At 68.6% G+C, this 26,386-nt stretch carries 20 protein-coding genes, 2 pseudogenes and 1 riboswitch; of the genes and pseudogenes, 12 read left to right on the top strand and 10 right to left on the bottom strand.

The window, feature by feature from the left end; all coding sequences use genetic code 11:
* Nucleotides 1-15 precede the first annotated feature (15 nt).
* The 4 genes and pseudogenes from F9C12_RS10200 to F9C12_RS10185 all read right to left on the bottom strand — a co-directional run.
* Nucleotides 16-1,851 (bottom strand): diguanylate cyclase domain-containing protein, encoded by a 1,836-nt coding sequence (locus tag F9C12_RS10200; protein WP_409465702.1) that lies wholly within the window; start codon nucleotides 1,849-1,851, stop codon nucleotides 16-18.
* 264 nt (nucleotides 1,852-2,115) lie between these two features.
* On the bottom strand, nucleotides 2,116-3,633 hold the full coding sequence (locus F9C12_RS10195) for a cytochrome P450 (RefSeq protein ID WP_409466985.1): 1,518 nt from the start codon (nucleotides 3,631-3,633) through the stop codon (nucleotides 2,116-2,118).
* A 223-nt stretch (nucleotides 3,634-3,856) separates the two neighbouring features.
* Nucleotides 3,857-3,988, bottom strand: a pseudogene (locus F9C12_RS10190) (hypothetical protein); the annotation flags it as partial.
* A gap of 26 nt (nucleotides 3,989-4,014) precedes the next feature.
* Nucleotides 4,015-4,212: pseudogene (locus tag F9C12_RS10185) on the bottom strand (hypothetical protein); the annotation flags it as partial.
* 756 nt (nucleotides 4,213-4,968) lie between these two features.
* A riboswitch (cobalamin riboswitch) is annotated at nucleotides 4,969-5,184 on the bottom strand.
* A 391-nt stretch (nucleotides 5,185-5,575) separates the two neighbouring features.
* On the opposite strand from F9C12_RS10185, the gene F9C12_RS10180 reads away from it, so the two are divergent.
* Nucleotides 5,576-6,673 carry a hypothetical protein gene (locus F9C12_RS10180; RefSeq protein WP_409465701.1) on the top strand — a complete coding sequence of 366 codons (1,098 nt, stop codon included), beginning with the start codon at nucleotides 5,576-5,578 and terminating at the stop codon, nucleotides 6,671-6,673.
* Nucleotides 6,674-6,780: 107 nt separating this feature from the next.
* Here the strand turns inward: F9C12_RS10180 and F9C12_RS10175 are convergent, their stop codons facing one another.
* The 4 genes from F9C12_RS10175 to F9C12_RS10160 form a co-directional block, all read right to left on the bottom strand.
* Nucleotides 6,781-7,854, bottom strand: coding sequence for a ribonucleotide-diphosphate reductase subunit beta (locus tag F9C12_RS10175; RefSeq protein ID WP_409181747.1), 1,074 nt, complete (start codon nucleotides 7,852-7,854; stop codon nucleotides 6,781-6,783).
* A gap of 73 nt (nucleotides 7,855-7,927) precedes the next feature.
* Nucleotides 7,928-10,909 carry a ribonucleoside-diphosphate reductase subunit alpha gene (locus F9C12_RS10170; RefSeq protein WP_409465700.1) on the bottom strand — a complete coding sequence of 994 codons (2,982 nt, stop codon included), beginning with the start codon at nucleotides 10,907-10,909 and terminating at the stop codon, nucleotides 7,928-7,930.
* A gap of 215 nt (nucleotides 10,910-11,124) precedes the next feature.
* Nucleotides 11,125-11,736, bottom strand: coding sequence for an acetoacetate decarboxylase family protein (locus F9C12_RS10165; protein WP_409465699.1), 612 nt, complete (start codon nucleotides 11,734-11,736; stop codon nucleotides 11,125-11,127).
* On the bottom strand, nucleotides 11,733-12,566 hold the full coding sequence (locus F9C12_RS10160) for an enoyl-CoA hydratase-related protein (protein ID WP_409181744.1): 834 nt from the start codon (nucleotides 12,564-12,566) through the stop codon (nucleotides 11,733-11,735). Before F9C12_RS10160 ends, F9C12_RS10165 begins: the two co-directional genes overlap by 4 nt.
* Nucleotides 12,567-12,639: 73 nt before the next feature.
* Between F9C12_RS10160 and F9C12_RS10155 the strand changes: the two genes are divergently transcribed.
* From F9C12_RS10155 to F9C12_RS10115, 9 genes are all read left to right on the top strand, one after another.
* Nucleotides 12,640-13,002, top strand: coding sequence for a VOC family protein (locus F9C12_RS10155; RefSeq protein WP_409181743.1), 363 nt, complete (start codon nucleotides 12,640-12,642; stop codon nucleotides 13,000-13,002).
* Nucleotides 13,003-13,141: 139 nt separating this feature from the next.
* Nucleotides 13,142-13,933: a TIGR03084 family metal-binding protein gene (locus F9C12_RS10150; RefSeq protein ID WP_409181742.1), complete on the top strand. Its 792-nt coding sequence runs from the start codon at nucleotides 13,142-13,144 to the stop codon at nucleotides 13,931-13,933.
* Nucleotides 13,930-15,624 (top strand): acyclic terpene utilization AtuA family protein, encoded by a 1,695-nt coding sequence (locus F9C12_RS10145; RefSeq protein ID WP_409465698.1) that lies wholly within the window; start codon nucleotides 13,930-13,932, stop codon nucleotides 15,622-15,624. The genes F9C12_RS10150 and F9C12_RS10145 overlap by 4 nt, the downstream gene beginning before the upstream one ends.
* Nucleotides 15,621-16,772 (top strand): acyl-CoA dehydrogenase family protein, encoded by a 1,152-nt coding sequence (locus tag F9C12_RS10140; protein ID WP_409465697.1) that lies wholly within the window; start codon nucleotides 15,621-15,623, stop codon nucleotides 16,770-16,772. The genes F9C12_RS10145 and F9C12_RS10140 overlap by 4 nt, the downstream gene beginning before the upstream one ends.
* Entirely contained in the window at nucleotides 16,769-18,370 is a 1,602-nt protein-coding gene (locus F9C12_RS10135; protein ID WP_409465696.1) for an acyl-CoA carboxylase subunit beta, read from the top strand. The genes F9C12_RS10140 and F9C12_RS10135 overlap by 4 nt, the downstream gene beginning before the upstream one ends.
* Nucleotides 18,371-18,375: 5 nt before the next feature.
* Complete coding sequence (locus tag F9C12_RS10130; RefSeq protein WP_409465695.1) at nucleotides 18,376-20,328, top strand: acetyl/propionyl/methylcrotonyl-CoA carboxylase subunit alpha; 1,953 nt, start codon at nucleotides 18,376-18,378, stop codon at nucleotides 20,326-20,328.
* On the top strand, nucleotides 20,325-21,491 hold the full coding sequence (locus F9C12_RS10125) for an acyl-CoA dehydrogenase family protein (protein ID WP_409181737.1): 1,167 nt from the start codon (nucleotides 20,325-20,327) through the stop codon (nucleotides 21,489-21,491). The genes F9C12_RS10130 and F9C12_RS10125 overlap by 4 nt, the downstream gene beginning before the upstream one ends.
* Before the next feature lie 124 nt (nucleotides 21,492-21,615).
* Nucleotides 21,616-22,221, top strand: a complete 606-nt coding sequence (locus tag F9C12_RS10120; protein ID WP_409465694.1) for a TetR/AcrR family transcriptional regulator — start codon at nucleotides 21,616-21,618, stop codon at nucleotides 22,219-22,221.
* 102 nt (nucleotides 22,222-22,323) lie between these two features.
* Complete coding sequence (locus tag F9C12_RS10115; protein WP_409465693.1) at nucleotides 22,324-22,593, top strand: hypothetical protein; 270 nt, start codon at nucleotides 22,324-22,326, stop codon at nucleotides 22,591-22,593.
* Between the two features lie 305 nt (nucleotides 22,594-22,898).
* Here the strand turns inward: F9C12_RS10115 and F9C12_RS10110 are convergent, their stop codons facing one another.
* The gene (locus F9C12_RS10110) at nucleotides 22,899-23,870 is read right to left on the bottom strand and encodes a chitinase (protein WP_409465692.1); all 972 of its coding nucleotides are present in this window, start codon (nucleotides 23,868-23,870) and stop codon (nucleotides 22,899-22,901) included.
* 328 nt (nucleotides 23,871-24,198) lie between these two features.
* Here F9C12_RS10110 and F9C12_RS10105 point away from each other — a divergent pair, with 328 nt between their 5' ends.
* Nucleotides 24,199-24,852, top strand: a complete 654-nt coding sequence (locus F9C12_RS10105; RefSeq protein WP_409465691.1) for an NIPSNAP family protein — start codon at nucleotides 24,199-24,201, stop codon at nucleotides 24,850-24,852.
* Between the two features lies 1 nt (nucleotide 24,853).
* Here the strand turns inward: F9C12_RS10105 and F9C12_RS10100 are convergent, their stop codons facing one another.
* Nucleotides 24,854-25,297, bottom strand: coding sequence for a nucleoside deaminase (locus F9C12_RS10100; protein ID WP_409181732.1), 444 nt, complete (start codon nucleotides 25,295-25,297; stop codon nucleotides 24,854-24,856).
* Nucleotides 25,298-25,376: 79 nt separating this feature from the next.
* On the opposite strand from F9C12_RS10100, the gene F9C12_RS10095 reads away from it, so the two are divergent.
* Nucleotides 25,377-26,351, top strand: coding sequence for a helix-turn-helix transcriptional regulator (locus tag F9C12_RS10095; protein ID WP_409465690.1), 975 nt, complete (start codon nucleotides 25,377-25,379; stop codon nucleotides 26,349-26,351).
* The last annotated feature ends 35 nt before the right edge of the window (nucleotides 26,352-26,386 follow it).

The raw sequence follows: 26,386 nt of genomic DNA, 5'->3' as shown, positions 1-26,386 counted from the left end.
GAGCGAGCGGATGGGTCAGCTGGCGTGCCGGGCGATCATCTCGTCCACCTCGTCGCCCGTCGCGGACTCCGTCACGAACGAACCCCTCGCCGCCAGCACGCCCTGCTCTCGCAGCCGGGCCGCGTGCGCAGCGTCGCGTACGCCTTCCGCGCCGATCCGCAGGCCCAGTTCCTTCGCTCGGTTGACCAGTTGCGCCAGGTGCCGCACGTCGGTTTCGGCCGGGTCCGGGCCCGCCAGTGCGTCGACTACCGGGCCGCTCAGGATGACGTGTTTGATCGGGAGCTGGTGGCGCGGGATGAGTTCCAGGTCGGACGATCCGGAAATGGTCAGCACGAGTTGCGCGCCGAGGTCGGCGAGCACGGTGAACGAGTCCAGGACCTCGCCCTCGTCGTCGAACATCGACGTGCGGTCGGTGCACAGCCGCAGGGCTCGGGCGGGCAGGCGGTGGCGGTCGAGCTGGTTCTTGACCATCAGCACCAGGTCCGGGTCGATGGCCAGCCGCTTCGGGAGCCGGATGCAGACGTCCGGCGCGGCCGGGCCGTAGCGCTCGCGCCAGCGCGCGGTCGCGCCGAGCGATTCCTGCAGCAGCCATTTGCCCAGCGGCACGGTCATGCCGGTGGTCTGCGCGAGCGGGTAGAACTCCTCGGGGCCGAGTTCGCCGCGTTCCGGGTGGCTCCAGAGCAGCCCGGCGTTCACCGCGGCGATCTCGTCCGGCTTCGCGAGCTTGACCGTCGGCTGGTAGATCAGCGAGAACTCGCCGTTCTCGAGCGCACCGGCGATCACCGCGCCGAGCTGGTAGCGGTTGCGGTCCCGCTCGTCGCGCTGCGGGTCGAACAGCATCCACTGCGCCTTGCCCGCCTCTTTGGCGCGGTGCAGCGCCAGTTCGGCCGCGCGCAGCAGGTCTCCGTGGCTGCCTTCGTTCGCCGGGCGCACGACGATCCCGATGCTCGCGCTGACGCCGATGCCGTGCCCGTCGACGTACACCGGTTCGCTGAGTTCCTCCAGCACCCGGTCGGCCAGCTCGACCGTCTCTTGCGCGGTCAGGTCCGGGCCGCGCAGCAGCACCGCGAAGCCGTCGCCGGACAGCCGTGCGACGTAGCCCTCGTGCCGGTCGGCGAACACCGACTTCAGCTTCCGCGAGATCGCCTTCAGCACCAGGTCGCCCATGCCGGCGCCGAGCCCGTCGTTGATCACCTTGAAGCCGTCGATGTCCAGGTACAGCAAGGCGATCTCGTCCGAACCGCCCGAGCCGAGCGCGAGTTCCAGCTGGGCGTTGAACGCGGCGCTGTTGGGCAGCCCGGTGAGCGGATCGTGCAGGTTCTGGTGCCGCAGCCGCTCGCCGAGCAGGTGCAGGTCGTCGTCATCGGCGGCCATGAAGACCGGGAAGTACGTGCCGGGCCGGTCGCCGGGCAGCGCCGCGAGCGTGACGTTCGTGGTGAGCTCTCCGTCGCGGCTGTGGCCGAGCTGCACGCTCTGGACGGTCCGGCGGGCGTCGGCGGTCAGCGGCAGCCCGTCGAGCGCAGCGCGCAGCCGTTCGGCGTCCTGCGGACCGGCCGCCAGGTCCGCGATGTGCTTGTCCCGCAACGCGGCCGGCGACGTGCCGAGCAGCCGGGCCAGCGCGGCGTTCGCCTCGACGACGAGGCCGGCGGAATCGGTGAGCGCGATGCCGAGCGGCGCGGAGGAGAACAGCGCGGTGAACCGCCGGGTCGCGCCGGCGTCCTCGGGGCGCGCGGCGACCTCGCCGGCGAAGTCGAGCAGCAGCCGCTCCACCTCGGCGGGAGGGAGCGTTACTCCGTTGGTGTCGGTCAGCGCCGCCGCGTACTTGCGCGCGACGTCGACCAACCCTGGCATGGCACCAGGCTCCGGCACACTCCACCTCTTCATACGCGGACAAAGACCAGCTCAGACCCGGTGTGGAGGATCCGAAGACCCACACTGGGTACGAGTTGGCCGCAAGTGATGCCACGGCATCACGGACCAAACAGGGTGTCTACCGGCTGAACGAGTGATGGGCACTACACAACTGGTGACATCAAGTCACCTTGAGTACACGAAGGTGGCCTGTACTGCAGTTTTGTCTCCAGCTGTCGACCATTCCGTCCCGCTCGGCGGCCGTCAACGATAGGCCAACCGGGCCGGGAGGCCGTCGGCGGGCACCGGAAGCGAGACGTAGTCCCACTTGGCGACGTAGTCCTCGGGCACCGACCAGCGGTGCGCCCGCAGCAGTTCGTGCATGAGCGCCTTCACCTCCAGGCCGCCGAACTGCAGCCCGATGCATTTGTGCGCGCCGCCGCCGAACGGCATCCACGCGAACCGGTGCGATTTGTCCTCGCGGCGGTCCGGGCCGAACCGCTCGGGGTCGAAGCGCAGCGGATCGGTCCAGTGCTCGGGGGAGTAGTGGTTCAGCGTCGGCGAGACCGCGACCATCGTGCCTTCCGGCAGGTAGTGGCCGAGGACGGAAGTGTCCTTTGTGGTCTTGCGGGCCAGTGACGGCACCGGCGCGCGCAGCCGCAGCGCCTCCTTCATCACGAGGTCCAGCGTTTCGAGGCTTTCCAGTGCTTCGAGGTCCGGTAGGTCGTCGCCGAGGCGCAGCGACTCCTCCCGGGCGCGGTCTTGCCATTCCGGGTGTTTCGCGAGGTAGTAGGCCATCGCGCTGGCGGTGATGGTGGTCGTGTCGTGCGCGGCCATCATCAGGAAGATCATGTGGTTGACGATGTCGGCGTCGCTGAACCGGTCGCCGTCCTCGGAAACCGCGTGGCAGAGCGCGGAGAACAGGTCGTCGCCGTCCGCGTCGCGCTTGGCCGCCAGGTTTTCGCCGAAATAGCGCTCCAGTGTCCGCCTGCCGCGTAAACCCGCGGCCCAGCGACCGCCAGGCACCGGATAGCGCACCACGGCGGTACCGGCACGCACAGCGGCCACGAACGCGCGGTTGATCCGCTCCGCGTCGGCAGCCGAGCGCATGCCCATGAAAACCTGCGTCGCGACGTCCAGCGTCAGCTGTTTGAACGCCCAGTACAGCTGTGGCCGGCCGGCCGGCAGCGCGGCGACGCCTTCGCGCAATGCCGGGCCCATCTGGGCGACGTAGCCGCGGAGCCGGTCGCGGGTGAACGCCTCCTGCATGATCCGGCGGTGCAGGTGGTGCTCGCCGAAATCGAGCAGCATGAGGCCGCGTTCGAAGAAGCGCTCGATGAAGAACTTCCAGCCTTCCTGAGAGAAGGCCTTGTCCTTGTTCACGAGCGCCGTCTGGGTGGCTTCGGGGCCCGACAGCGTCACGATGCGCTGGCCGAAGACGCCCATCCAGGAGACCGGGCCGAACTGGGCGAAGCGGCGGAGGCTGAAGTCCAGGCCGAATCGCATGCCGTCCAGGGTGTGGCCGATCAGCGGGGGACCGTCGTCGCCTAGGACCGGTTTGAGAGTGCTGCCGGGTGGGGGAGCGGCGAGTTCGCGGATCGGCCAGCGGGCGCCGAGCCAGCGTTCGTCCACCTTGCGGGGCAACGGGATCGCGGTTAGCGGCGGGATTCGGGTGCGGAGGTTTTCCGAGAGCCGGGTGATGTTGTCGCTCCCGGCGTGCGCGACTTTGCCGAGCGCGCTGCCTGCCGTCGGGGTTCCCGGTTTTCCGGTCACGTCCGTCATGGTGACCACCTCCCGGCCAGGGTATCGGTCGGGTCCACGGTCCCTTGTTATTGACGTTCTGACAATACTTCGGGGGGCTGCCGTTCGGGTGATCCTCGGACCGGTGCCGGCGGCGGCGCGGCCGGCTGCCCGGCACCAGAACGGGTCGGCGAGGTTCGGCGCGCACTTCCCGGGCCGCGTCGACCAGGCGCCGCTGCGCTGGCTCGACCTCGGCGTAACCGCAGGTTTTGAGGCCGCAGTCAGGGTTGATCCACAGCCGTTCCGCTGGAACCGCGCCGAGCGCCGTGCACGATGCGGATTCCGGCGGCCTCCAGATCCGCGACGGTCGGTGCGGCTTTGCGCGTACTGCGTCCATTCGACGGTCATCGGTTGCGGTCGGGACACGTCGCCGAACAGGATTGGCAGCCGGATGCGCCGGGATCCGTATGACTGGACCCAGCCGAGGGGCGTCGCCGCGAAGCCGGTCAACTGTTCGACGAGGTACTGGACCATGTCGTTGCGTTCAGGCTCGCCGTGCACGAGGACGTCGGAGCCTAGGTCTTCCTGCAGCCGCACGACTCGCTCGATCTCGGCGCACATCGCGGTGCGGTACGCGGTGTCGCCGAGTTTGCCCGCGGAGTGCGGCTCGGGCTCGGCATACCTCGCCGGTTTGCGAGAAGGAGCCGGTCGTGGTGGTCGGCAGTGGCGGCAGGTCCAAGGCTTCTTGTTGTGCCGCAGCGCGTTCTGCGTATGGTGTGCGGACGGTGTCCGCTGGTTGGAGTGCGGCGACGCGAGCTCGAACGCCGGCGTCGTTCAGCTCGGCCGCACCGGCCCGGTCGGCGACTGCGGCTCGTGCTGGACCGAGGTCGACGTTCTCTCCGCTCAACGCTCGGCCAAGCAGGACGACTTCGTTCACCTTCTGTCGCGCGAAAGCCAGCCAGGTCTTGAGTCGCGGTCGAGGCCGGTTTCCGCGTCCACGTCGCAGGGCGGCGGTGTCGCCCAGTCGCTCTGCGCGGGCCAGTGCGACGCCTGGGTCTGTGCGTCAGACATTCCGGCCGTCCACGACTCCGGCTAGGACTTCCTTGTCTCGCAAAGCTCCTTCCGCCGCCGCTTTGCCTGCGAAGGACTTGTCGGTCACCAGGCCGACGGCGATTGCTTCGACGGGGGAGCGGGCCAGTAGGCATCGAGTGCTCGTTTGAGTTCTCGGGCCGGGCCGATGCGCGGGTAGCCGGGAATTCTGGTGCCGATCGTGTTCACAGCATGCATTCTCACGTGCTCGTCGGAAGAGCCCGGGCACGCGGAAATGCCGGGCTTCGGTCGGTGCCTTGTCCCGCGAGGCCCGGACTCACGCACGTCGTCGGCGTGCGTGCCAGCGGCAGGTATTCGGACTCGTGGGCGTGCCGCTCGTGCTTACCGGCCATCGCTTCCCAGGCGGGTGCCCAGTGCTTTACCGCGTTCGCGGTGACAGCTTTCGTTCCCGCATACCGCTGCGGGGCAGTCCCGGAATCGCACCGGTTCCCTGTTACCTTGCCGGGACGTGCGTCTTGGAGAACCAGTGGCGTAGGCAGTTTAGCGGCTTTGGGGCCGGACGGGGAGCGTCGAAAGGCGCTCGTCGTCCCGCTGCGGACGTTGCGGCCAGAGAACGCCTTGGCAGGCCGTGCTGAGCTGCTGGTGCAATCGCCTGTGGGGTAGCTGCCGGGGCACAAGCATGCGAGGCGGGCGATGTTTTTGGCGCACTGCCCGTTGCCGCCTGGCAATTTCACACTGGCGAGTCACATTTTCTGCTTATTTTTCAGTATCGTCACGAAATCGCTGCGCACGCCAGGGTGCATCGGTTTCCTGGATCGTCACCCGGTCGGCGGTTCCTTGTGTGCCGCAGGCGGTACAAGCTGCGGAGTTGTCGGGTGGCAAGCCAGATCGCATGGTGAAAGTTCGTGAGTTGTGACTGTGAAAAGGAGGGGTGATGCGAAGTCTTTCTCATGTCAGATCATTTTCTGCGGTTGTGGTGCTTATTTCTTCGGCATTCGGGGCGAATATCAGTCAGGCAAGCGCGGTCAGTCAGCCGGCCTGCACGATTTCCGATCACTGCTACGCTGTGGGTTTCATCGGGTCCAAGCAGCAGCCGTTGTGGATGAACGGAGTCGGTTCGGATCTGGTGGTCGGCTGTCTTCATGTGGACAACCGAGACGCTGAGTTCGCCAACTGGGAGTCGTGGCTTCTCACCAACCTCAACAATCCGAAGCTGGACACCTGGGTCGAAGCAGGAATGACCGCGGGCACGCTGTACAGTTCTCCGAAGCACGAGAAGGGGTTTCTGTGGTACTGGGCGGATCAGCGGCCAGGGGTGCCGTACCGGGAGTTCTACATCAAGTCCGCGCATGAACTCACCAGCGAGAACGTGACCTTCAGCTGGGTTCCCAACAGCCCCAACTGGGAGATTCGCCAGAACGGGGATCTTGTCGGCATCTCCGAAGGCAACGGGGCATTCGGCGGCCAGGCGTACAATGGGCTCGAAGTAACTGTCCCGAGCGCTCGAGTTTTCGCGAACTCGGCAAAATTCCAATACCAAGACACCGGCAACAAGTGGCATCCCGCTGACGCGGAACTGGTCAATCAACGACCCGATCTATTCCTGCTGTACACAAACGGGCAAAACATCACGGGCGCGACGCGCAAGCCCTGCGTAGACAAGACGGAGAAGATGCCTGCCGAAAGCAACGCCGCACCGCCTACTTCCGCCGACCTGCTGGGCGTGGCGAAGAGGCTGGCTGCCGCGAACGACGAGGACAACCCGGCCACTATTCGATATGTGAAAACCGACCGCAATGCGCTCAAGCATATTGACGGAACGCAGCCCAAAGCCAACGATCCGGTGTACTTGATTCAAATGACCGGAAACTTCGTCGGGCACGCCGCCAAGGTGCCCCCGGGGAGCAAGGCTCCCAGAGGAAACGTGCTCACTGTCACTGTAGATGCGAAATCCGGGCACATGCTGGGCTGGTCGATCCTGGCGGAGCCGCACGACCTTGGGACGTTTGGAGTGGTGTCGGCACTGCAGTGACGAAGCGGACCGGCCCCGGCGTCCGGTCTGGTGTGGCCGGGCAAACGAACTCGGCCGCACCCTGGTTATCCAGGATGCGGCCGAGTTTCAGCAGGTGACCGGTGGGATCAGTCCCAGTCCAGGGCACCGCCGGACTGGTATTCGATCACCCGGGTTTCGAAGAAGTTCTTTTCCTTCTTCAGGTCCATTGCTTCCGACATCCAGGGGAACGGGTTTTCGTTCTCGCCGTAGATCGGGGGCAGGCCGATCTGTTGCGCGCGGCGGTCGGTGATGAAGTGCATGTACTGCTCGCACAGGTCAGCCGACAGGCCGAGCATGCCGCGCGGCATGGTGTCGCGGGCGTAGGCGACTTCCAGTTCGCACGCTTCCTGCAGCATTCCGCGGACCTCGGCCTGGAATTCTTCGGTCCACAGATGCGGGTTCTCGATCTTGATCTGGTTGATGCAGTCGATGCCGAAGTTCAGGTGGATCGACTCGTCGCGCAGAATGTACTGGTACTGCTCGGCGATGCCGACCATCTTGTTCCGCCGGCCCAGCGACAGGATCTGCGCGAAACCGGTGTAGAACCACATTCCTTCGAAGATCACGTAGAACGCCACGAGGTCGCGCAGGAACGCCTGGTCGGCCTCCGGCGTGCCGGTTTCGAAGTCCGGGTTTTCCAGGTTCTGCGTGTACTTCAGCGCCCACGCGTCCTTGTCCGAAATGGACGGGACCTCGCGGTACATGTTGAACAGCTCGCCCTCGACCAGGCCGAGGCTTTCGCAGATGTACTGGAAGGTGTGCGTGTGCACGGCCTCCTCGAAGGCCTGGCGCAGCAGGTACTGGCGGCACTCCGGGTTGGTGATCTGCCGGTACACCGCGAGCACGATGTTGTTGGCCACCAACGACTCCGCCGTGGCGAAGAAGCCGAGGTTGCGCTTCAGCATCTGGCGCTCGTCCTCGGTCAGGCCGTCCGGCGACTTCCACAGCGCGATGTCGGCCTGCATCGCGACCTCGGTCGGCATCCAGTGGTTGTTGCACGCCGCGAGGTACTTGTCCCAGGCCCACTTGTACTTCATCGGGAGCAGCTGGTTGACGTCGGCGCGCGCGTTGATCATGCGCTTGTCGTCGACGTTGATCCGGGCCGCGCCGACCTCGATTTCGCCGAGGCCGGTCGCGTCCGTCGTTTCCACGTTCGTCATTCAGGTCACCTTGGGAGTCGGGGGGTCGTGAGTGGCGATCCCGGTAAGAACCGTGATCGCCACTCACGAGGCACTACTGGCAGGCTTCGCAGTCGGGGTCGTCGATTCGGCAGGCCGCGCCCTCGGTGGCGACGAAGTCGACGTCGGTCTTCGGCATCTCCTTCGGCTCCGCGGGAACGGCCGCGGCGGGCGACGGCGACGGCGCGGGGGCGGCGGCCGGGACCGCAGCGGAGGGCGACGGCGACGGCGCCGGGGAAGGCGCGGCCGCCGGGGAAGCGGCGGACGGAGCAGCCGGAGCGGGAGTGGCGGAGACGGCGTTCAGCTTGCCGTCGGTGCCGCGCAGGGTGCTCTTCTCCACGTGCGTCGCGGACTGCGCCCGCAGGTAGTACGTGGTCTTGAGGCCCTTGTGCCAGGCGTAGCGGTACAGCTCGTCGAGCTTGCGCCCGCTCGGAGCCGCGATGTACAGGTTCAGCGACTGCGCCTGGTCGATCCACTTCTGCCGCACCGAACCGGCGTCCACGATCCACTTCGACTCGATCTCGAAGGCGGTCGCGTACAGCGCCTTGAGGTCGTCCGGTACCCGGTCGATCTGGCCGAGGCTGCCGTCGAAGTACTTCAGGTCGCTGACCATCACCTCGTCCCACAGGCCGCGCGCCTTGAGGCTCTTGACCAGGTGCGGGTTCACGACGGTGAAGTCGCCGGACATGTTCGACTTGACGTACAGGTTCTGGAACAGCGGCTCGATCGACTGGCCGACGCCGGAGATGTTGGAGATCGTCGCGGTCGGCGCGATCGCCATCACGTTCGAGTTGCGCATGCCGACGGTCTTGACGCGCTCGCGCAGCGGGGCCCAGTCCAGCGTCGTCGAGGTGTCGACGTCGAGGCCGTCGCCCTGGCGGGCGTCGATGAGCAGTTGCATCGAGTCGATCGGCAGGATTCCCTTGCTCCACAGGGAACCCTCGAACGTCTGGTACTGCCCGCGCTCCTCGGCGAGGTCGGTCGAGGCCGAGATCGCGTAGTAGGAGAGGTGCTCCATCGAGACGTCGGCGAACTTCACCGCTTCTTCCGACGCGAACGGCACGCCCAGCTCGAACAGCGCGTCCTGGAAGCCCATGATGCCGAGGCCGACCGGACGGTGGCGCAGGTTGGAACGGCGCGCCTCCGGGATCGTGTAGAAGTTGATGTCGATCACGTTGTCGAGCATGCGGACCGCGGTGCGCACGGTCTTCTCGAGCCGCTTGGTGTCCAGCCCGGAAGGGGTGACGTGCTTGAGCAGGTTCACCGAGCCCAGGTTGCAGACCGCGACCTCTTCGGTGTTCGTGTTCAGCGTGATCTCGGTGCACAGGTTGGACGAGTGCACGACGCCGACGTGCTGCTGCGGCGAACGCAGGTTGCACGGGTCCTTGAAGGTGATCCACGGGTGGCCGGTCTCGAACAGCATGGTCAGCATCCGCCGCCACAGTTCGACCGCGCGGACCTTGCGGAACACCTTGATCTCGCCGCGCGCGGCGGCCGCCTCGTACTCGCGGTAGCGCTGCGCGAACGCGTTGCCGTAGAGGTCGTGCAGGTCCGGCGTCTCGTTCGGCGAGAACAGCGTCCACTCGGCGTTCGCCTCGACGCGGCGCAGGAACTCGTCCGGGACCCAGTTGGCGGTGTTCATGTCGTGCGTGCGCCGCCGGTCGTCGCCGGTGTTCTTGCGCAGGTCGAGGAATTCCTCGATGTCGACGTGCCAGGTCTCCAGGTACGCGCAGGCCGCGCCCTTGCGCTTGCCGCCCTGGTTGACCGCGACCGCGGTGTCGTTGGCGATCTTCAGGAACGGCACGACGCCCTGGGACTGGCCGTTGGTGCCCTTGATGTGCGCGCCGAGGCCGCGGACCGGGGTCCAGTCGTTGCCGAGGCCGCCGGAGTACTTGGCCAGCAGCGCGTTGTTCTTGTACGCCTGGAAGATCGAGTCCAGGTCGTCGTCCACCGTGGTCAGGAAGCAGGACGACAGCTGGGCGCGGTTGGTGCCGCTGTTGAACAGCGTCGGGGTGGACGCCATGAAGTGGAACGTCGAGAGCAGTTCGTAGAACTCGATCGCGCGGGCTTCGCGGTCGTCCTCGCGGATCGCCAGGCCCATCGCCACGCGCATGAAGAACGCCTGCGGCAGCTCGAACCGCACGCCGTTGTGGTGCTGGAAGTACCGGTCGTACAGGGTCTGCAGGCCGAGGAAGCCGAAGTCGAGGTCGCGCTCGGGGCGGATCGCGGCGGTGATCTTGTCCAGGTCGAAGCGCAGCAGCTCGCCGTCGACCAGTTCCAGTTCGACCGCGCGGCGCAGGTAGGCGCGGAAGTACGCCGGGTATTCGGTCGCCATCTCGTCCTGGCTGGCCTGGCGCGGCTTCCGCGCGAGGTAGCTCAGCGCCTCGCCGCGCAGCTTGTCCAGCAGCAGCCGGGCGGACACGAACGAGTAGTTCGGCTCCTGCTCGACGAGCACGCGCGCGGCCATGATCTGCGCGAGCGCCAGTTCGTCGGCGGTGATGCCGTCGTAGAGGTTGCGCTTGGCCTCGGCCAGCACCGGCTCGGCGGAGACGTCCTCGAGCCCGGCGACGGCCTCGCCGACGACGTGCGAAACGCGCGCCCAGTCGAGCGGGCGCAGCGTGCCGTCGGCGCCCTTGACGTTCAGCGAGACCTCGGCCGACGCCGGCGCGGCGGCCTCGCGGGCCTTCGTGCGCTCCTCGCGGTACAGCACGTAGGCGCGGGCGACCTTGTGGTGCTCGCCGCGCATCAGGGCGAGTTCGACCTGGTCCTGGATCTGCTCGATGTGCAGCGCGGTCTCCGGGCCGGTGTGGCGCAGCAGGGCCGCCTCGACCTGCTCGGTCAGCTCCGCGACCACGTGGTGCACGCGGGAGGACGCGGCGGCGTCGCCGCCCTCGACCGCGAGGAAGGCCTTGGTCAGCGCCACCGAGATCTTGCCCGCGTCGAAGGGCGAGACGCTTCCGTCCCGCCGGATGACGCGGACCGCGCTCGGGGCCCCCTCCGCCGCCGACGGCGGCCGCTGACCGGTTTCCACTGACATGCGTGTCTCCAACAGTTCCTCGAAATGGGCGCGTTGCAGCGGCACACGGCCGTCAAGGCCATGCGCTGCGGTTTCGGCGAAACAGCCCGGCCGCCCTCTTCAAGCGGTCTCCCCGTCGCTGGGGGCTGCCGGTTCCCAGAGACTACATGTTGGGGTGAAGGCCCGCACGGGACCCAAGGTATGGCGTGTCGGACTCACTCTGGCGGGTTACCCGATCACCGAGGGCAAGATCCGAATCGGAGCTTCGCAGCGGTCAGTGCCGCACTGGCCACGGGCCGTTTCCCGGCCAGGAAGCCGAGCGGCCCGGCGGGGTTGACCGACCAGTCGGCGGCCGCCGCGCGGGGCTTCGAACGCCACTCGACCGGGGTGCGCAGCGGGCGGCCGCCGCGGTCCTGAGCGATCTCGAAGCGTACCGGGAGCGGGATCGGGAGCCCGAGGCGCGGGGTGAAGGCGGCGGTGGCGATCCAGTCGTCGGAGGTCGCCGCGGTGAAGGTGCGCCCGCCGGTGAAGGTGAAGGCCGCGAGCTCCTTCGGGATGCCCCAGAGTTCGCGCCCGCCCGCGCGCGAGATCTCGCTGTCGACCCAGATGTCGGTGATCGACGCGGCGAGCCCGCGGCCGCGCACGGCGACGCAGGACAGAAGCTCGTGGTAGCTCAGCTGGCCGGACGGCAGGTAGTCGAGCCAGGCGGTGAAGACGGCGGCTTGGCCGCCGAGGAGCAGGGGTTCGGCGCCGGCGGGCAACGCGGGCAGTTCGGCGGCGGGGACCCGCCACATCGAGAGGTACGCGTCGGCGGCGAGGTGCCACGGTTCGGGCGGGTAGCCGGTCATTCGTCGATCCAGGGCAAGTAGGGCGGCAGATCGCGGTCCACGCGCAACGGGAACTCGGGCGGGCGTTTCTGGAAGAAGGAAGCGATGCCTTCGACGGCGTCGGGGTTCGAACCCAGCTGGGAGATCAGCTTCGAGTCCACCTGGTGAACGTCGAAGGGAGACGGGGCCGAGGCCATCCGGTAGAGCAGCTGCCGGGTGACCGCTACCGCGACCGGGGCGGTGGTTTCGGCGATCTCCCTCGCCTTGGCTTGCGCTTGCGCGAGGACGTCGTCGGGGTCGTGGATCTGGTGGACGAGGCCGGATCGGAGCGCTTCGTCGGGGCCGAAGAGCCGTCCGCTGACCATCCAGTCGACGGCCGCGCCCATCCCGACGAGCCGGGGGAGGAACCACGCGGACGCGCCTTCGGGGTAGATCCCGCGGCGGGTGAAGACGAAGCCGAACTTGGAATCGGTCGAGGCGAACCGGTAGTCGCAGGACAGTGTGATGGTGATGCCCGCGCCGACCGACGCCCCGCGCAACGCGGCGACGACCGGCTTGTTCATGGTGAAGATCCGCTTCGACACCCGGCCGGCGGGTTCCTGCCAGTCGTCTGGCGGGCGGTCGCCGAAGTCGAAGCCGCCGGAGGAGAGATCGGCCCCGACGGAGAAGTCCTTGCCGGTGGTCCCGAGCACGACCGCGCGGACGTCCTCGTCGCGGTCGGCCCGGTCGAGGGCGTCGGCGAGTTCGTCGGCCATCCGGATCGTGTAGCCGTTGCGGGCTTCGGGCCGGTCGAGCCGGACGGTCGCGACCTTGGCGGCGACCTCGTAGGCGATCTCCGCGTAGGAGTCCATGGGAGGACGGTAGGACCTTGTTTTCACGGCGTCAATAACGCTTGGGCGGAGCTGGCCTGGGCATGCTCGGAGCATGCTGAAAGTGGGCACGGTGGTGCTGGGAGTCGAGGACATGGAGCGCGCGGTGGCGTTCTGGAGCGAGGCGCTGGGATACGTGCGACGGGACGACGCGACGGAGTTCGTGGTGCTGCGGCCCGCTGCCGGGGACGGGCCGAGGGTGGCGTTCCAGCGGAGTTCGGTGCCGGTGCAGGAGGTGCCGCGGGTGCATCTGGACCTGTACGCGGGGGACGCCGAGGACCAGGCGGCGGAGGTCGAGCGGCTGGTCGGGCTGGGGGCGCGGCGGGTGGACTGGCCGCTCTATCCGGAGGATCCGGACTTCGTGGTGCTGGCCGATCCGGAAGGCAACCGGTTCTGCGTGATCGACACCTCGCGCTGACCTGCCGTCGGGGAGGGGGCTCCGGCTCCCTCCCCGACCGGCCGGGCCGAAAACAATCAGGCGCGCTTGATTTTTCTCTCGCCAGGGGCCACGCTGAGTCCCGCACGAGGTGGTGCGGCGGACGCAGGGAGGCGCAGGAATGGCTGATCTCGCGGGGATCCTCCGGGATCTCGCGGCCGAATCGCAGGCGGTCGACGACCTGGTCGCCGGGTTGCCCGCCGAGGACTGGGCGCGGCCGACGCCGGCGCCGGGGTGGAGCATCGCGCATCAGGTCGCGCATCTGGCGTGGACCGACGGCAAATCGCTGATCTCCGCGAGCCGGCCGGAGGACTGGCAGTCCGAGGTCGAAAACCTGTTGAGCATCGGCGAAAACTACGTCGACCAGGGCGCAGAAGACGGGGCTCAGCTGCCCCCGGCCGAGCTGCTGGCGCAGTGGCGCGCCGGACGGGCCGCGCTGGCCGAGGCGCTCGCCGCGGTGCCGGACGGCCAGAAGCTGCCGTGGTACGGCCCGCCGATGAGCGCGGCGTCGATGGCGACCGCGCGGATGATGGAGACCTGGGCGCACGGCCAGGACATCGCCGACGCGCTCGGCGTCACGCGCGAGCCCGCCGAACGGCTGTGGCACATCGCCCGGTTCGGCACGCGGACGCGCGATTTCGCGTACAAACTGCACTCGCTCGCGCCGCCGGCCGAGGAATTCCGGGTCGAGCTGACCGCGCCCGACGGCAGCACCTGGGCGTTCGGGCCGGAGGACGCGGAGCAGCGGCTGACCGGCAGCGCGCTCGACTTCTGCCTGGTCGTGACGCAGCGGCGGCATCCGGCGGACACTGACCTGGTCGCGACGGGCGCGGACGTCGAGGAATGGCTCGGCATCGCGCAGGCGTTCGCCGGGCCGCCCGGGGCGGGGCGCGAGCCGGGGCAGTTCGCGTGAGCGCGCCGTTGCGCGTCGGGAACGCGTCCGGGTTCTACGGCGACCGGTTCTCCGCCGTGCGGGAAATGCTGACCGGCGGCCCGCTCGACGTCCTCACCGGCGACTATCTCGCCGAGCTGACCATGCTCATCCTCGGCCGCGACCGGATGAAGGACCCGGCGCGCGGCTACGCCAAGACGTTCCTCCGGCAGATGGAGGAGAATCTCGGGCTGGCGAAGGACAAGGGCGTCCGGATCGTCGCGAACGCGGGCGGGCTCAACCCGGCCGGGCTGGCCGACGCGTTGCGCGAACTGGCCGCGAAGCTCGGTCTCGAGGTTCGCGTCGCGCACGTCGAAGGCGACGACCTGATCGCGCGCGCGGACGAGTTCGGCTTCGAGAAACCGTTGACTGCCAACGCTTATCTCGGCGCGTGGGGCATCGCGGAATGCCTGAAGGCCGGTGCGGACGTGGTGGTGACCGGGCGGGTCACGGACGCGTCGGTGATCGTCGGGCCGGCGGCGGCGCACTTCGGCTGGGCTCGCGACGACTACGACGCGCTCGCCGGAGCGGTCGCGGCGGGCCACGTGATCGAATGCGGCGCGCAGGCGACCGGCGGGAACTACTCGTTTTTCCGGGAACAGCCGATCGGCGTGCCGGGCTTCCCGATCGCGGAGATCCACGCGGACGGATCCAGCGTGATCACGAAGCATCCGGACACCGGTGGCGTGGTGAATATCGGCACCGTTACCGCGCAGCTGCTGTATGAGATCACCGGTGCGCGGTATGCGAATCCTGATGTGACGGCGCGGTTCGACACGTTGTCGTTGTCGGACGACGGGCCGGACCGGGTGCGGATCAGCGGGGTGCGCGGGGAAGCGCCGCCGCCGACGTTGAAGGTGTGCCTCAACCGGCTCGGCGGCTTCCGGAACGAGACGACGTTCGTCCTGACTGGACTGGACATCGAGGAAAAAGCCGCGCTGGTACGGGAACAGCTGGAAGGCGCGTTGGCAAAGCGTCCGCCAGCCGAGGTCCGGTGGACGCTCGCGCGCACCGATCACCCGGACGCCGACACTGAGGAACGCGCCAGCGCGCTGCTGCACGTCGCGGTGAAGGACAATGATCCGAAAATCGCCGGCCGCGCGTTCAGCGGAGCGGCGATCGAGCTGGCGCTCGCGAGCTATCCGGGATTCCACGTGACCGCGCCGCCTTCGGACGCGTCGCCGTTCGGGGTCTACTCGGCGGCCTTTGTGGACGCTGCCGCGGTTCCGCATGTCGCGGTGCTGCCGGACGGGTCCAAGGTGGACATCGCACCCGCTGGCACGACGCTTGAGTTGTCCGAAGTGGACGAACCGGTGCTGCCGGAACCGTTGCAGCCGGGCAAGGTGCGGCGCGTTCCGCTGGGTTTGGTGGCCGGGGCGCGCAGCGGCGACAAGGGCGGCAACGCGAATCTCGGCGTGTGGGTGCGGTCCGAGGAAGCCTGGCGCTGGCTCGTGCACCGGCTGACCGTCGGGGAATTCCGCCGGCTGCTCCCGGAAACCGAAGGACTGCCGGTCACCCGGCATCTGCTGCCGAACCTGTGGGCGATGAACTTCGTGGTCGAGGGCATTCTCGGCGACGGCGTCGCTTCGCAGGCCAGGTTCGATCCCCAGGCGAAAGCGCTCGGCGAATGGCTGCGGGCGCGCGAACTCGACGTCCCGGAGGCTCTGCTGTGACCGTGGATCCGTTCCGCACGCCGGAACGCACCGAACTGCGCGCGACGGTGCGCCGGTTCGTGGAGAAGGACGTGCTGCCGCACCTGGACGACTGGGAGCGGGCCGGGGAACTGCCGCGCGACCTGCATCGCAAGGCGGGACAGCTCGGTCTGCTCGGGGTCGCGTTCCCCGAATCCGCGGGCGGCGGCGACGGCAATTATCTCGATGCGCTCGTGGTCGCCGAGGAAATGCACTACGCGGGCGGCTCCGGCGGGCTGTTCGCTTCGTTGTTCACCTGCGGGATTTCGGTGCCGCACATCGTCGAGGCCGGCGACCCGGTGCAGATCGAACGCTGGGTGCGGCCGACTCTCGAAGGCGAGAAGATCGGTTCGCTCGCGGTCACCGAGCCGGACGGCGGCTCCGACGTTGCCGGGATCCGCACCACGGCGGTGCGCGAAGGCGACGAGTATGTGATCAACGGGGCCAAGACGTTCATCACCTCCGGGTGTCGCGCGGACTTCGTGACCACAGTGGTCCGAACCGGCGAGGCTGGTGCGCACGGCCTGTCGCTGATCGTGGTCGAGCGCGGGACGCCGGGGTTCACGGTGTCGCGCAAGCTGGAGAAGATGGGCTGGGCGGCTTCGGATACCGCTGAGTTGTCCTATGTAGACGTCCGGGTGCCGGCGGAGAACTTGGTCGGCGCGGAGAACAGCGGGTTCGCGCAAGTGGCGACGCAGTTCGTCACCGAACGGCTTTCGCTGGCGGTGCAAGCGTATGCGCACGCGCAACGGGCACTGGATTTGACGCTGGACTGGTGCCGGATGCGCGAGACGTTCGGGCGTCCGCTGATCTCGCGGCAGCTGGTACAGCATAAGTTGACCGAGATGGCCTGCAAGATCGACGTCGCCCGGACGTACGCGCGGCAGGTCGCGCTCCGGCACGTCTCCGGCGAGGAAGTGATCGCCGAGGCGTGCTTCGCGAAAAACACCGCGGTGCAGACCGCCGAATGGGTCGTGAACGAGGCGGTGCAGCTGCACGGCGGGCTTGGCTACATGCGCGAGTCCGAAGTGGAGCGGCACTACCGCGACGTCCGCATTCTCGGCATCGGCGGCGGCACCACCGAAATCCTGACCGGACTGGCCGCGAAGCGATTGGGATACACCGCATGACCACTATCAGGTCCACAGTGGACACCCGGGCCGACGAGTTCGCCGCGAACCGCGAGGCGATGCTGGAGAAGCTCGCGGAGATCGACGCCGAACACGCCAAAGCGGTGGCCGGCGGCGGGGAGAAGTACGTCGAACGCCACCGCAAGCGCGGCAAACTGCTGGCGCGCGAGCGGATCGAATTGCTGCTGGACGAGGACTCGCCGTTCCTGGAGCTGTCGCCGCTGGCCGCGTGGGGCTCGGACTACAAGGTCGGCGCGAGCGTGATCACCGGGATCGGCGTCGTCGAGGGCGTCGAATGCCTGATCTCGGCCAGCGACCCGACCGTCAAGGGCGGCGCGAGCAACCCGTGGACGACGAAGAAATCGTTCCGGGCGGCGGACATCGCGGCGCAGAACCGGCTGCCGGTGATCAACCTGGTCGAGTCCGGCGGGGCGGATCTGCCGACGCAGAAGGAAATCTTCATCCCCGGCGGCCGGGTCTTCCGCGATCTGACGCGGTCCTCGGCGGCGAAGGTGCCGACCGTCGCGCTGGTGTTCGGCAACTCCACGGCGGGCGGCGCGTATCTGCCGGGCATGTCCGATTACGTGGTGATGGTGAAGGAACGCGCGAAGGTGTTCCTCGGCGGGCCGCCGCTGGTCAAGATGGCGACCGGCGAGGAATCCGACGACGAATCCCTCGGCGGCGCGGAAATGCACGCGCGCACGTCCGGGCTCGCCGACTACCTCGCGGTCGACGAGGAGGACGCGATCCGGCTCGGCCGCGGCATCATCAAGCGGCTCAACTGGACCAAACAGGGCCCGGCGCCCAAACCGGACTACTCCGAGCCGCTGTTCGACGCCGAAGACCTGCTCGGCATCGTGCCGACCGACCTGAAGATCCCGTTCGACCCGCGCGAGGTGATCGCGCGCGTCGTGGACGGTTCGGACTTCGACGAGTTCAAGCCGCTGTACGGGCCGAGCCTGGTCACCGGCTGGGCGAGCATCCACGGTTACCCGGTGGGGATCCTGGCCAACGCCCAAGGCGTGCTCTTCGGCGAGGAATCGCAGAAGGCCGCGCAGTTCATCCAGCTGGCCAACCAGATCGACACGCCGCTGGTGTTCCTGCACAACACGACCGGCTACATGGTCGGCAAGGAATACGAGCAGAGCGGGATCATCAAGCACGGCGCGCTGATGATCAACGCGGTGTCGAACTCGAAGGTGCCGCACCTGTCCGTCCTCATGGGAGCGTCCTATGGGGCCGGACACTATGGAATGTGCGGCCGGGCCTACGATCCGCGGTTCCTGTTCGCCTGGCCGAGCGCGAAGTCCGCAGTGATGGGGCCCGCGCAGCTGGCCGGCGTGCTGTCCATTGTGGCCCGCGCCGCGGCGGCGAGCCGGGGCCAGGAGTACAGCGAGGAGAACGACGCCGCGATGCGCGCCATGGTGGAGAACCAGATCGAGGCGGAATCGATGCCGATGTTCCTCTCCGGCATGCTTTACGACGACGGCATCATCGACCCGCGCGACACCCGCACGGTGCTCGGGCTGAGCCTGTCGGCGATCCACAACGGACCAGTGAAGGGCGTCGAAGGCGGCTTCGGCGTCTTCCGGATGTGAGGGCCATGATCCAGAATCTGCTGGTCGCCAACCGGGGCGAAATCGCCCGCCGCGTGTTCCGCAGCTGCCGGGACGCCGGAATCGGCACGGTCGCGGTGTTCTCGGACGCGGACGCTGACGCGCCGCACGCGCGGGAAGCCGACGTCGCCGTCCGGCTGCCGGGCAACGCGCCGGGCGAGACGTATCTGCGCGGCGAGTTGATCGTCAAAGCCGCGGCGGACGCCGGGGCCGACGCGATCCACCCCGGATACGGCTTCCTGTCCGAAAACGCCGGGTTCGCCCGCGCGGTGCTCGACGCCGGGCTGACCTGGGTCGGCCCGCCTCCGGCGGCGATCGAGACCATGGGCTCCAAAGTGGAGTCCAAACGGCTGATGGCCGCCGCCGGGGTTCCGGTGCTGTCCGAATTGGACCCGTCGTCGGTGACCTCGGATGATCTTCCGTTGCTGGTCAAGGCTTCCGCTGGCGGCGGCGGACGCGGCATGCGCGTGGTCCGTTCGCTGGACGAACTGGCCGAAGCCGTGGAGAGCGCTCGGGCGGAAGCGGGATCGGCGTTCGGCGACCCGACGGTGTTCTGCGAGCGGTACCTCGAAACCGGACGGCACATCGAGGTCCAGGTGCTCGCCGACGCGCACGGCACGGTGTGGGCGGTGGGGGAGCGGGAATGCTCCATCCAGCGCCGGCACCAGAAGGTGGTCGAGGAAGCGCCATCGCCCTTTGTGGACGATGCGATGCGGGTCGAGCTGTTCGACGCGGCGCGCAAGGCGGCGCAGGCGATCGACTACGTCGGCGCGGGAACCGTCGAATTCCTGGCCGGGCCGGACGGCCGGTTCTATTTCCTGGAGATGAACACGCGGCTGCAGGTCGAGCATCCGGTGACGGAGAATGTCACCGGGCTGGATCTGGTGGCATTGCAGCTTTCGGTGGCCGAGGGCGCGCGGTTGCCCGCCGAACCGCCTGCCGCGCGGGGACATTCGATCGAAGTCCGGCTGTACGCGGAAGACCCGTCGGCCGGATGGCAGCCGCAGAGCGGGACGCTGCACGCCTTCGAAGTGTCCGGAGTGGACCGGGAATTCGAGCACGGGCCCGGACTGCGCCTGGACTCCGGAGTGGAATCCGGCTCGGTGATCGGGGTGCATTACGACCCGATGCTGGCGAAGGTCATCACCTGGGCGCCCACCCGGGCGGAAGCCGCTCGCAGGCTCGCCAGTGCCTTGGCTGGTGCGAGGATCCACGGTGTGGTGACCAACCGCGACCTGCTGGTCCGGATCCTGCGTCACGAGGCTTTCCTTGCCGGGGAAACAGACACCGCGTTCTTCGACCGGCACGGGCTGGACACTTTGGCCGCTCCACTGGCCACTGTGGACACCGAACGCTGGTCTGCCTTGGCTGCCGCACTGGCTGATGCCGCGGCAAACCGGGCCAATGCCACCACCTTGGGACGGCTGCCCAGCGGGTGGCGCAACGTCCGCTCCGCCGGTCAGCGCAAGGTATTCGCCAAGGGAGACAACCGTTACGAGGTCGTCTACTCGCTTACTCGCGACGGATTGCGCGCCGAGGGCTACGACGACGTCACCCTGGTCTCCGCTGCGCCAAATCAGGTGGTCCTCGACATCGCCGGAGTGCGCCGGACTTTCGCGGTCGCCCGGTACGACTCCGTGTCCTATGTGGACTCACCACTGGGTTCGGTGGCGCTGACCGCCGAGCCGCGGTTCGCCGATCCCGATTCGGCGCTGGCCGCGGGGTCGCTGCTCGCGCCGATGCCAGGCACGGTCGTGCGGCTCGCGGTGTCCGAAGGGGACAGTGTGCGGGCAGGCGATCCGTTGCTGTGGCTGGAAGCGATGAAGATGGAACACCGGATCTCGGCCCCGGCGGACGGCGTGGTCGCCGAACTGCCGGTCGAGGTCGGGCAACAGGTCGAGGTAGGCGCGGTGCTGGCTGTGGTGGGAGAGACCGAATGAACGCGATGAACTTCGTCGAGCCCGAGGAGCGGGTGGCGCTGCGGAAGGCCGCGGCCGACCTGGCGGGCAAGTACGGGCACGAGTATTACGCGAAGAAAGCCCGCGCGGGCGAGAAGACCGAGGAGCTGTGGAACGAAGCCGGACGGCTCGGCTACCTCGGTGTGAACCTGCCGGAGGAATACGGCGGCGGGGGAGCGGGGATCGCGGATCTCGCCGCGGTGCTGGAAGAATTCGCGGCCGCGGGTTCGCCGCTGCTGCTGATGGTGGTGTCGCCGGCGATCGTCGGGACGGTGCTGTCGCGCTTCGGCACGCCGGACCAGAAGAAGCAGTGGCTGCCCGGAATGGCGGACGGCAGCAAGAAAATCGTCTTCGCGATCACCGAACCGGACGCCGGTTCCAACTCGCATCGCATCACGACGACCGCCCGCCGCGACGCGGGCGACTGGGTGCTGTCCGGGCGCAAGGTGTTCATCTCGGGCGTCGACGAGGCGGACGCGGTGCTCGTCGTCGGGCGCACCGAGGACGCGAAGACCGGCCGGTTGAAGCCGGCGCTGTTCGTGGTGCCGACGGACACGCCCGGGTTCGAGTTCACGAAGATCGACATGGACATCGTCGCGCCGGAAAACCAGTTCTCCCTGTTCCTGGACGACGTGCGGTTGCCCGCGGAAGCCTTGGTGGGCGAGGAGGACGCGGCGATCGCGCAGCTGTTCGCGGGCCTGAACCCGGAACGGATCATGGGCGCGGCGTTCTCGCTGGGCACCGCCCGGTACGCGCTGGACAAGGCGGTCGGCTACGCCGGCGAACGGCAGGTGTGGGGCGCGCCGATCGGGTCGCACCAGGGACTCGCGCATCCGCTCGCGCAGGTGAAAATCGAGCTTGAGCTGGCGAAACTGATGACGCAGAAGGCAGCGTCGCTGTACGACGCGGGCGACGATTTCGCCTCGGGGGAGTCCGCGAACATGGCGAAATACGCGGCCGCCGAGGTCGCGATCCGCGCGGTCGACCAGGCGGTGCAGACCCACGGCGGAAACGGCTTGGCGACCGAGTACGGCCTGGGAAGCCTGGTGACGGCCGTGCGACTGGGCCGGATCGCTCCGGTGAGCCGGGAGATGGTGCTGAATTTCGTGGGGCAGCACAGCCTTGGGCTGCCGAAATCGTACTGAGCAGTGGTGAAGTCATGAGGAGCGTCGGGGATCGGGCGCCGGGGTCTGTGAGGGAATCAGAGTCCCCCAGGGGTCCCCTCGCGGACTTTCGCGGGAGCGGGATGGCTCGGGCAGGTGTCGCCTGATGCTCCGCGAACCGCAGCAAGAACGCAGTCGCACCACGCGGCGGCGGTTGATCGAGGCCGCGATGGACTGTATTGGCGAGCGGGGGTGGCACGGGGTGACCGTCGCGGTCATCGCGGAGCGGGCCGGGGTTTCGCGGGGAGCCGCGCAGCACCACTTTCCGACCCGGGAGGCGCTGGTCGCCGCGGCTGTCGAGTTGCTCGGCGAGGCTCAGCTGGACGAACTGCGCACGCGCGCGGCCGGGTCGCCGGGCGGTACGTCGCGGATCGAGTGGGTCGTCGAGATGTTGCTGACGCTCTACACCGGGCCGATGTTCCGCGCGGCACTGCAGCTGTGGGCGGTCGCGTCGACGGACGACCAGCTGCGCGAGGTGCTCGTGCCGCTGGAGGCGCGCGTCGGCCGGGAGGCGCACCGGGTCGCGGTCGAACTGCTCGGAGTCGACGAAACGCGGCCGGGGGTGCGGGAGCTGGTCCAGGCCACTCTCGACCTCGGGCGCGGGCTCGGCCTCGCCAACCTGCTCACCGACGACACGCGCCGCCGCGAGCAGATCGTGCGGGAGTGGGCGCGGACGCTCGAATCTCGCCTGGCGGGAACCCAACAGGTCTAGGCATCGTCACATTCCCGAACCGCTACAGTGTGGCTGTTAACACATTCGGCCCAATGGGCGATAACGTTGAGTAAGTAGCTCACGAGGAAGAAGGCGATCCCGGTGTCCGGTGCAGAAGGGGTGACCGTCGAGCTGACCCATCGCGCGATGGCCATGCTCAAGGCGGTCGCGCAACAGCGCGCGGAGATGTCGACCAGCTGCGAACCCGACTTGTTCGTCGACGGTTTCGCTTGCTGCGACCAGATGACCGCACACGCACTCGCCAAGGGCGGCTACGTCCGCCCGGGCACGGGAGTTACCTCGTCCGGCCGGGTGCCCGCCGAGCTGACCGAGGCCGGGGCGGCCGCACTGTCGGTTGCCACCGCTGCCTGATCTTCACTCGTTTGGCCGCGTCCGTGCGCGGTGTGTGACGAATGGCGGGACGGGGACCTTCCGGGCGGGAAGGTCCCCGTCGCCGTCTCTCGGGGCCGCGAGGTGGTTCAGTCCACGCGGCCGCTGCTTCGCTGAGGCTTCGGTTCGCGCAGCTGAACCGCTGCCGCGCCCGTTTGGATGACCTGGACCGCCGTTGACTCGGCCCGACCGCTGCCAGCTCAGGCTGGGGCGGTGGTGCAGTCGGCGGCTCGGCGCGGATGAGCCGGACCGCTGCCGACTCCGCCGAGGTCGGCCAAGCTGCCGGGTCAGCCGTTGTACCCGGCCACCACCTTCGTGAACGCGTAGTTCTCCTGGTCGATCCCGCTGCACCCGCCGCAATCCCGGTTCGTCGCCCAGAACGTCACGCGGCCCAGGTGGTGCTCCGCCGCCCAGTCGCGGATCGCGGTGAAGTCCGCGACCGAGACGACTTCGCCTGCCCGGTCGGTCTTGCCGTTCATCGACGACAGGCCTGCCCGGTGGTAGGCGGTGGCGTCGTCCCAGCCGAACGTCGACTTCAGTTCGCTGACCAGGCCGTCGACCGCGGATTTCGTCATCGCGACCATGTCGCCGCCGTCGGAGAAGTCGAACGGCATCAGCGACCAGACGTCGACGTCCGCGCCCAGTGCCTTCGCCTGCGAGATCAGCCGCTTGCCCCAGTCGTTCGGGCCCTGCGGCGTGGTTCCCATGGTGATCACGACGCGCACGCCAGGGTTCTTCTCCTTGACGAGCTTGACCGCGCCGAGGATCCGGTCCTGCACCGCCGCGTTCTCGAACTCGTCGGTGTTTTCGATGTCGAGGTCGATCGCCTTGAGGTCGTAGGCGTCGATCACCTGCTGGTACGCGCCGGCCAGTTCCTCCGGCGACCCGCAGTTCGGGCCCAGTTTGTTGCCTGACCAGCCGCCGAAGGACGGGATCACGTCGCCGCCCGCGGAGCGGATCTTCTGGATCATCGCGGCGTCGGCGCCGTCGAGCGGGCGGTTGCCGTCCCACGCGGGAGCGCAGCCGCCGCCGGAGAGCACGAACGCGAGGGTGAACGCGCTGACGCCGGTCGCGTCCATCGCGGCGGACGGATCGCTCTGGCCGCCCCATTGGTACAGGTACGGGGCCGCGAGAACGGGGTCCGCGGCGGCCGAGGCGGTGCCGGTCGCGGTGGACAGCGCGGCGCCCGCGGCGAGCGCCAGTACGCCGATCCGTCCGGCGAGCTTCCGGCGGGAACTGGTGCGGCGCAAGGATTTCATGGGTCCTCCAACGGGGGAAACGCGCACCCGGCGGCACGCGTCATCGGAGCACCTGGCGAAGCCGGACGTGGCGGCGGCGCCCCGCAGGCACTCGGGGGAGTGTGTGCGCAGTCACAATGGACTAGACCATTGAGAAGTGTCAAGACAGGGACGGGGGTGGGAAAAAACCTCACCGAAGGCGCCGAGGTCGCCGGGAGGTTCCGGGGTGTCGGTGAGCGGGACGATCGGGAAGCCGGGCGGGGACGGAAGGGCACCCGAACCCGCTCGGCAAGCGCGGTCGCGGCGTTGTGCCACGCTGGAGGAGAAGCGAGAGCGAACGGGGAGCGGCATGACCGAACCGGTCCGGATCAGCGGGGCCGACGTCGCCCCGGAGCAGCAGGCCGTCCGGTATGAGCTGGCGATTCTGTCCTTCCGGCTGCTCGACGGGCCGAGAGCGGGCGAAGGCGTGCTGCCGTGGGTCGAGGGGCACGGCGAGCTGCTCGGGTGCTGGCAGACGGAGAACGGTCCGCTCGGCAGGCTGGTCGTGCTGCGCGGATTCGAGAATCAGCGAGCGCTGGACGAGGAACGGCTGCGCGCCCGGCACAGCCGCAAGCCGTTCGGCGGCGACTGGCTGACCGATCTGTCCCTGCGGAGTTTCGCGCCGTTCCCGTTCGTCCCGCCGGTGCGGCCGGGGAAGTACGGCTCGGTGTACGAAATCCGCGACTACCACCTGCGGCCGGGCGGGCTGACCGCGACGATCGACGGCTGGCGCGAAGCGTTGCCCGCGCGGCATCTGGTCGATCCGCTGACCGTGGTGATGTACGCGCTCGACGGCCCGGACCGGATCGTCCAGATCTGGCCGTTCGCGAGCCTCGACGAACGGCTCGCGATCCGCCGCGACCTCTACGCGAAGGGGAGGTGGCCGCCGCCGGGCGCGCCGGAGGAGATCCTCGACGCGGACTCGATCATCGCGTTGCCGACGGAGTTCTCGCCGCTGGCGTGAGTCAGGCCGGCTCGCCGATGTCCTCGAACCACAGCGCGGGCTCCCGTTCGATGAACTCCGTCATCAGGGCGACGCACGCCGGGTCGTCGAGAAGATCGACGCGAACGCCGTGCTCTGCCAGCCAGCCGTGGCCGCCGGTGAACGTGCGCGATTCGCCGATCACCACGTGCGGGATGCCGAATTGCCGGACCAGGCCGCTGCAATACCAGCACGGCGACAGCGTGGTGACCATGATCGTGTCGCGGTAGTGCGGGCGGCGGCCGGCGGCGCGGAACGCGGCGGTTTCGGCGTGCAGGGACGGGTCGCCGTCCTGGACGCGGCGGTTGTGGCCGCGGCCGAGGAGCTTGCCGTCGCGGTCGAACAGGGCCGCGCCGATCGGCACGCCGCCCTCGGCTTTTCCGGCTTCCGCCTCTTCGCGGGCGACAGCGAGCAGGTCGTCGAGCATGCGTCACTTTCGCACGGCACGGGAACGCGCTGCCGATCGAGGACCGAAGCTGTCCGCGAAGCGTGGCAGAGTGCTCGGCATGTACGGAACCTCCGAACGCCTGTTGCGCCTGCTCTCGCTGCTGCAGGCGCGCCGCGATTGGCCTGGTCCGGACCTCGCGGGCCGGTTGGGCGTCGATGTCCGCACGATCCGCCGCGACGTCGAACGGCTGCGGCAGCTCGGCTATCCGGTGCACGCGACGCCGGGGGTCGCGGGCGGGTACCGGCTGGGCTCCGGTGCGGCACTGCCGCCGTTGCTGCTGGACGACGACGAGGCGGTCGCGGTGGCGGTCGGGCTGCGGACCGCGGCGAACGGCACCGTGTCGGGCATCGAGGAGACGTCCGTGCGGGCGTTGGCGAAGCTCGAACAGGTGCTGCCCGCCCGGCTGCGGCACCGGGTCCGGGCGATGGACTCGGCGCTGGTCCGGATGCCGGGGCGCGGACCGGCGATCGACGCGGAACTGCTGACCGTGGTCGCGGCGGCCTGCCGGGACCACGAACGGCTGCGGTTCACCTACGGCGCCCACGCGGGCGAAGTGACCGAACGCGACGTCGAGCCGCTGCGGCTCGTGCACACCGGCTGGCGCTGGTATCTCGTCGCGTGGGACCTCGGCCGCGGCGACTGGCGCACCTTCCGGCTGGACCGCATCGACGGTCTCCCGGTGCCCAGTTTCCGTTTCACGCCAAGGGAACCGCCGGCCGAGGACCTCGCCGCCTACGTGTCGAGCCGGATCGCGACCGCGCCGTATCCGCACGTGGTGACGCTGCGGGTGTCGGCTCCGGCGGAGGTGCTGGCGACGCGGGTTTCGCCGACTGCCGCGGTGGTCGAGCCGATCGACGACGAGACCTGCCGGCTGCGCACCGGTGCGAAAACCTTCGACTACCTTCCGTTTTACCTCGCGCAGTGGGAATTCGACTTCGTGGTGGAGGACGCGCCGCCGGAATTGCTGGATCGCCTCGGGCAGATCGCGGCTCGCTTCGCGCGGGCGGCGTCAGCCCGGAACTCCGGCGGCTGACCACGCTTCGGGAAACCGGCTTGTGTGATCGTTGC

The sequence above is a fragment of the Amycolatopsis sp. GA6-003 genome (assembly GCF_046267895.1).
Classification (GTDB): Bacteria; Actinomycetota; Actinomycetes; order Mycobacteriales; family Pseudonocardiaceae; genus Amycolatopsis.
Note: the sequence above shows the minus strand (reverse complement) of the source record. Positions and strands in the feature narration are given on the sequence as shown.

Bases quoted from the DNA above. Each gene is read 5' to 3' on its own strand.
- F9C12_RS10100 (WP_409181732.1), bottom strand. From the start codon at position 25,297: ATGCTCGACGACCTGCTCGCTGTCGCCCGCGAAGAGGCGGAAGCCGGA.
- F9C12_RS10110 (WP_409465692.1), bottom strand. From the start codon at position 23,870: ATGAAATCCTTGCGCCGCACCAGTTCCCGCCGGAAGCTCGCCGGACGG.
- F9C12_RS10170 (WP_409465700.1), bottom strand. From the start codon at position 10,909: ATGTCAGTGGAAACCGGTCAGCGGCCGCCGTCGGCGGCGGAGGGGGCC.
- F9C12_RS10155 (WP_409181743.1), top strand. From the start codon at position 12,640: ATGCTGAAAGTGGGCACGGTGGTGCTGGGAGTCGAGGACATGGAGCGC.
- F9C12_RS10095 (WP_409465690.1), top strand. From the start codon at position 25,377: ATGTACGGAACCTCCGAACGCCTGTTGCGCCTGCTCTCGCTGCTGCAG.
- F9C12_RS10105 (WP_409465691.1), top strand. From the start codon at position 24,199: ATGACCGAACCGGTCCGGATCAGCGGGGCCGACGTCGCCCCGGAGCAG.
- F9C12_RS10160 (WP_409181744.1), bottom strand. From the start codon at position 12,566: ATGGACTCCTACGCGGAGATCGCCTACGAGGTCGCCGCCAAGGTCGCG.
- F9C12_RS10120 (WP_409465694.1), top strand. From the start codon at position 21,616: ATGCTCCGCGAACCGCAGCAAGAACGCAGTCGCACCACGCGGCGGCGG.
- F9C12_RS10180 (WP_409465701.1), top strand. From the start codon at position 5,576: ATGCGAAGTCTTTCTCATGTCAGATCATTTTCTGCGGTTGTGGTGCTT.
- F9C12_RS10175 (WP_409181747.1), bottom strand. From the start codon at position 7,854: ATGACGAACGTGGAAACGACGGACGCGACCGGCCTCGGCGAAATCGAG.
- F9C12_RS10200 (WP_409465702.1), bottom strand. From the start codon at position 1,851: ATGCCAGGGTTGGTCGACGTCGCGCGCAAGTACGCGGCGGCGCTGACC.
- F9C12_RS10195 (WP_409466985.1), bottom strand. From the start codon at position 3,633: ATGACGGACGTGACCGGAAAACCGGGAACCCCGACGGCAGGCAGCGCG.
- F9C12_RS10125 (WP_409181737.1), top strand. From the start codon at position 20,325: ATGAACGCGATGAACTTCGTCGAGCCCGAGGAGCGGGTGGCGCTGCGG.
- F9C12_RS10165 (WP_409465699.1), bottom strand. From the start codon at position 11,736: ATGACCGGCTACCCGCCCGAACCGTGGCACCTCGCCGCCGACGCGTAC.
- F9C12_RS10135 (WP_409465696.1), top strand. From the start codon at position 16,769: ATGACCACTATCAGGTCCACAGTGGACACCCGGGCCGACGAGTTCGCC.
- F9C12_RS10150 (WP_409181742.1), top strand. From the start codon at position 13,142: ATGGCTGATCTCGCGGGGATCCTCCGGGATCTCGCGGCCGAATCGCAG.
- F9C12_RS10130 (WP_409465695.1), top strand. From the start codon at position 18,376: ATGATCCAGAATCTGCTGGTCGCCAACCGGGGCGAAATCGCCCGCCGC.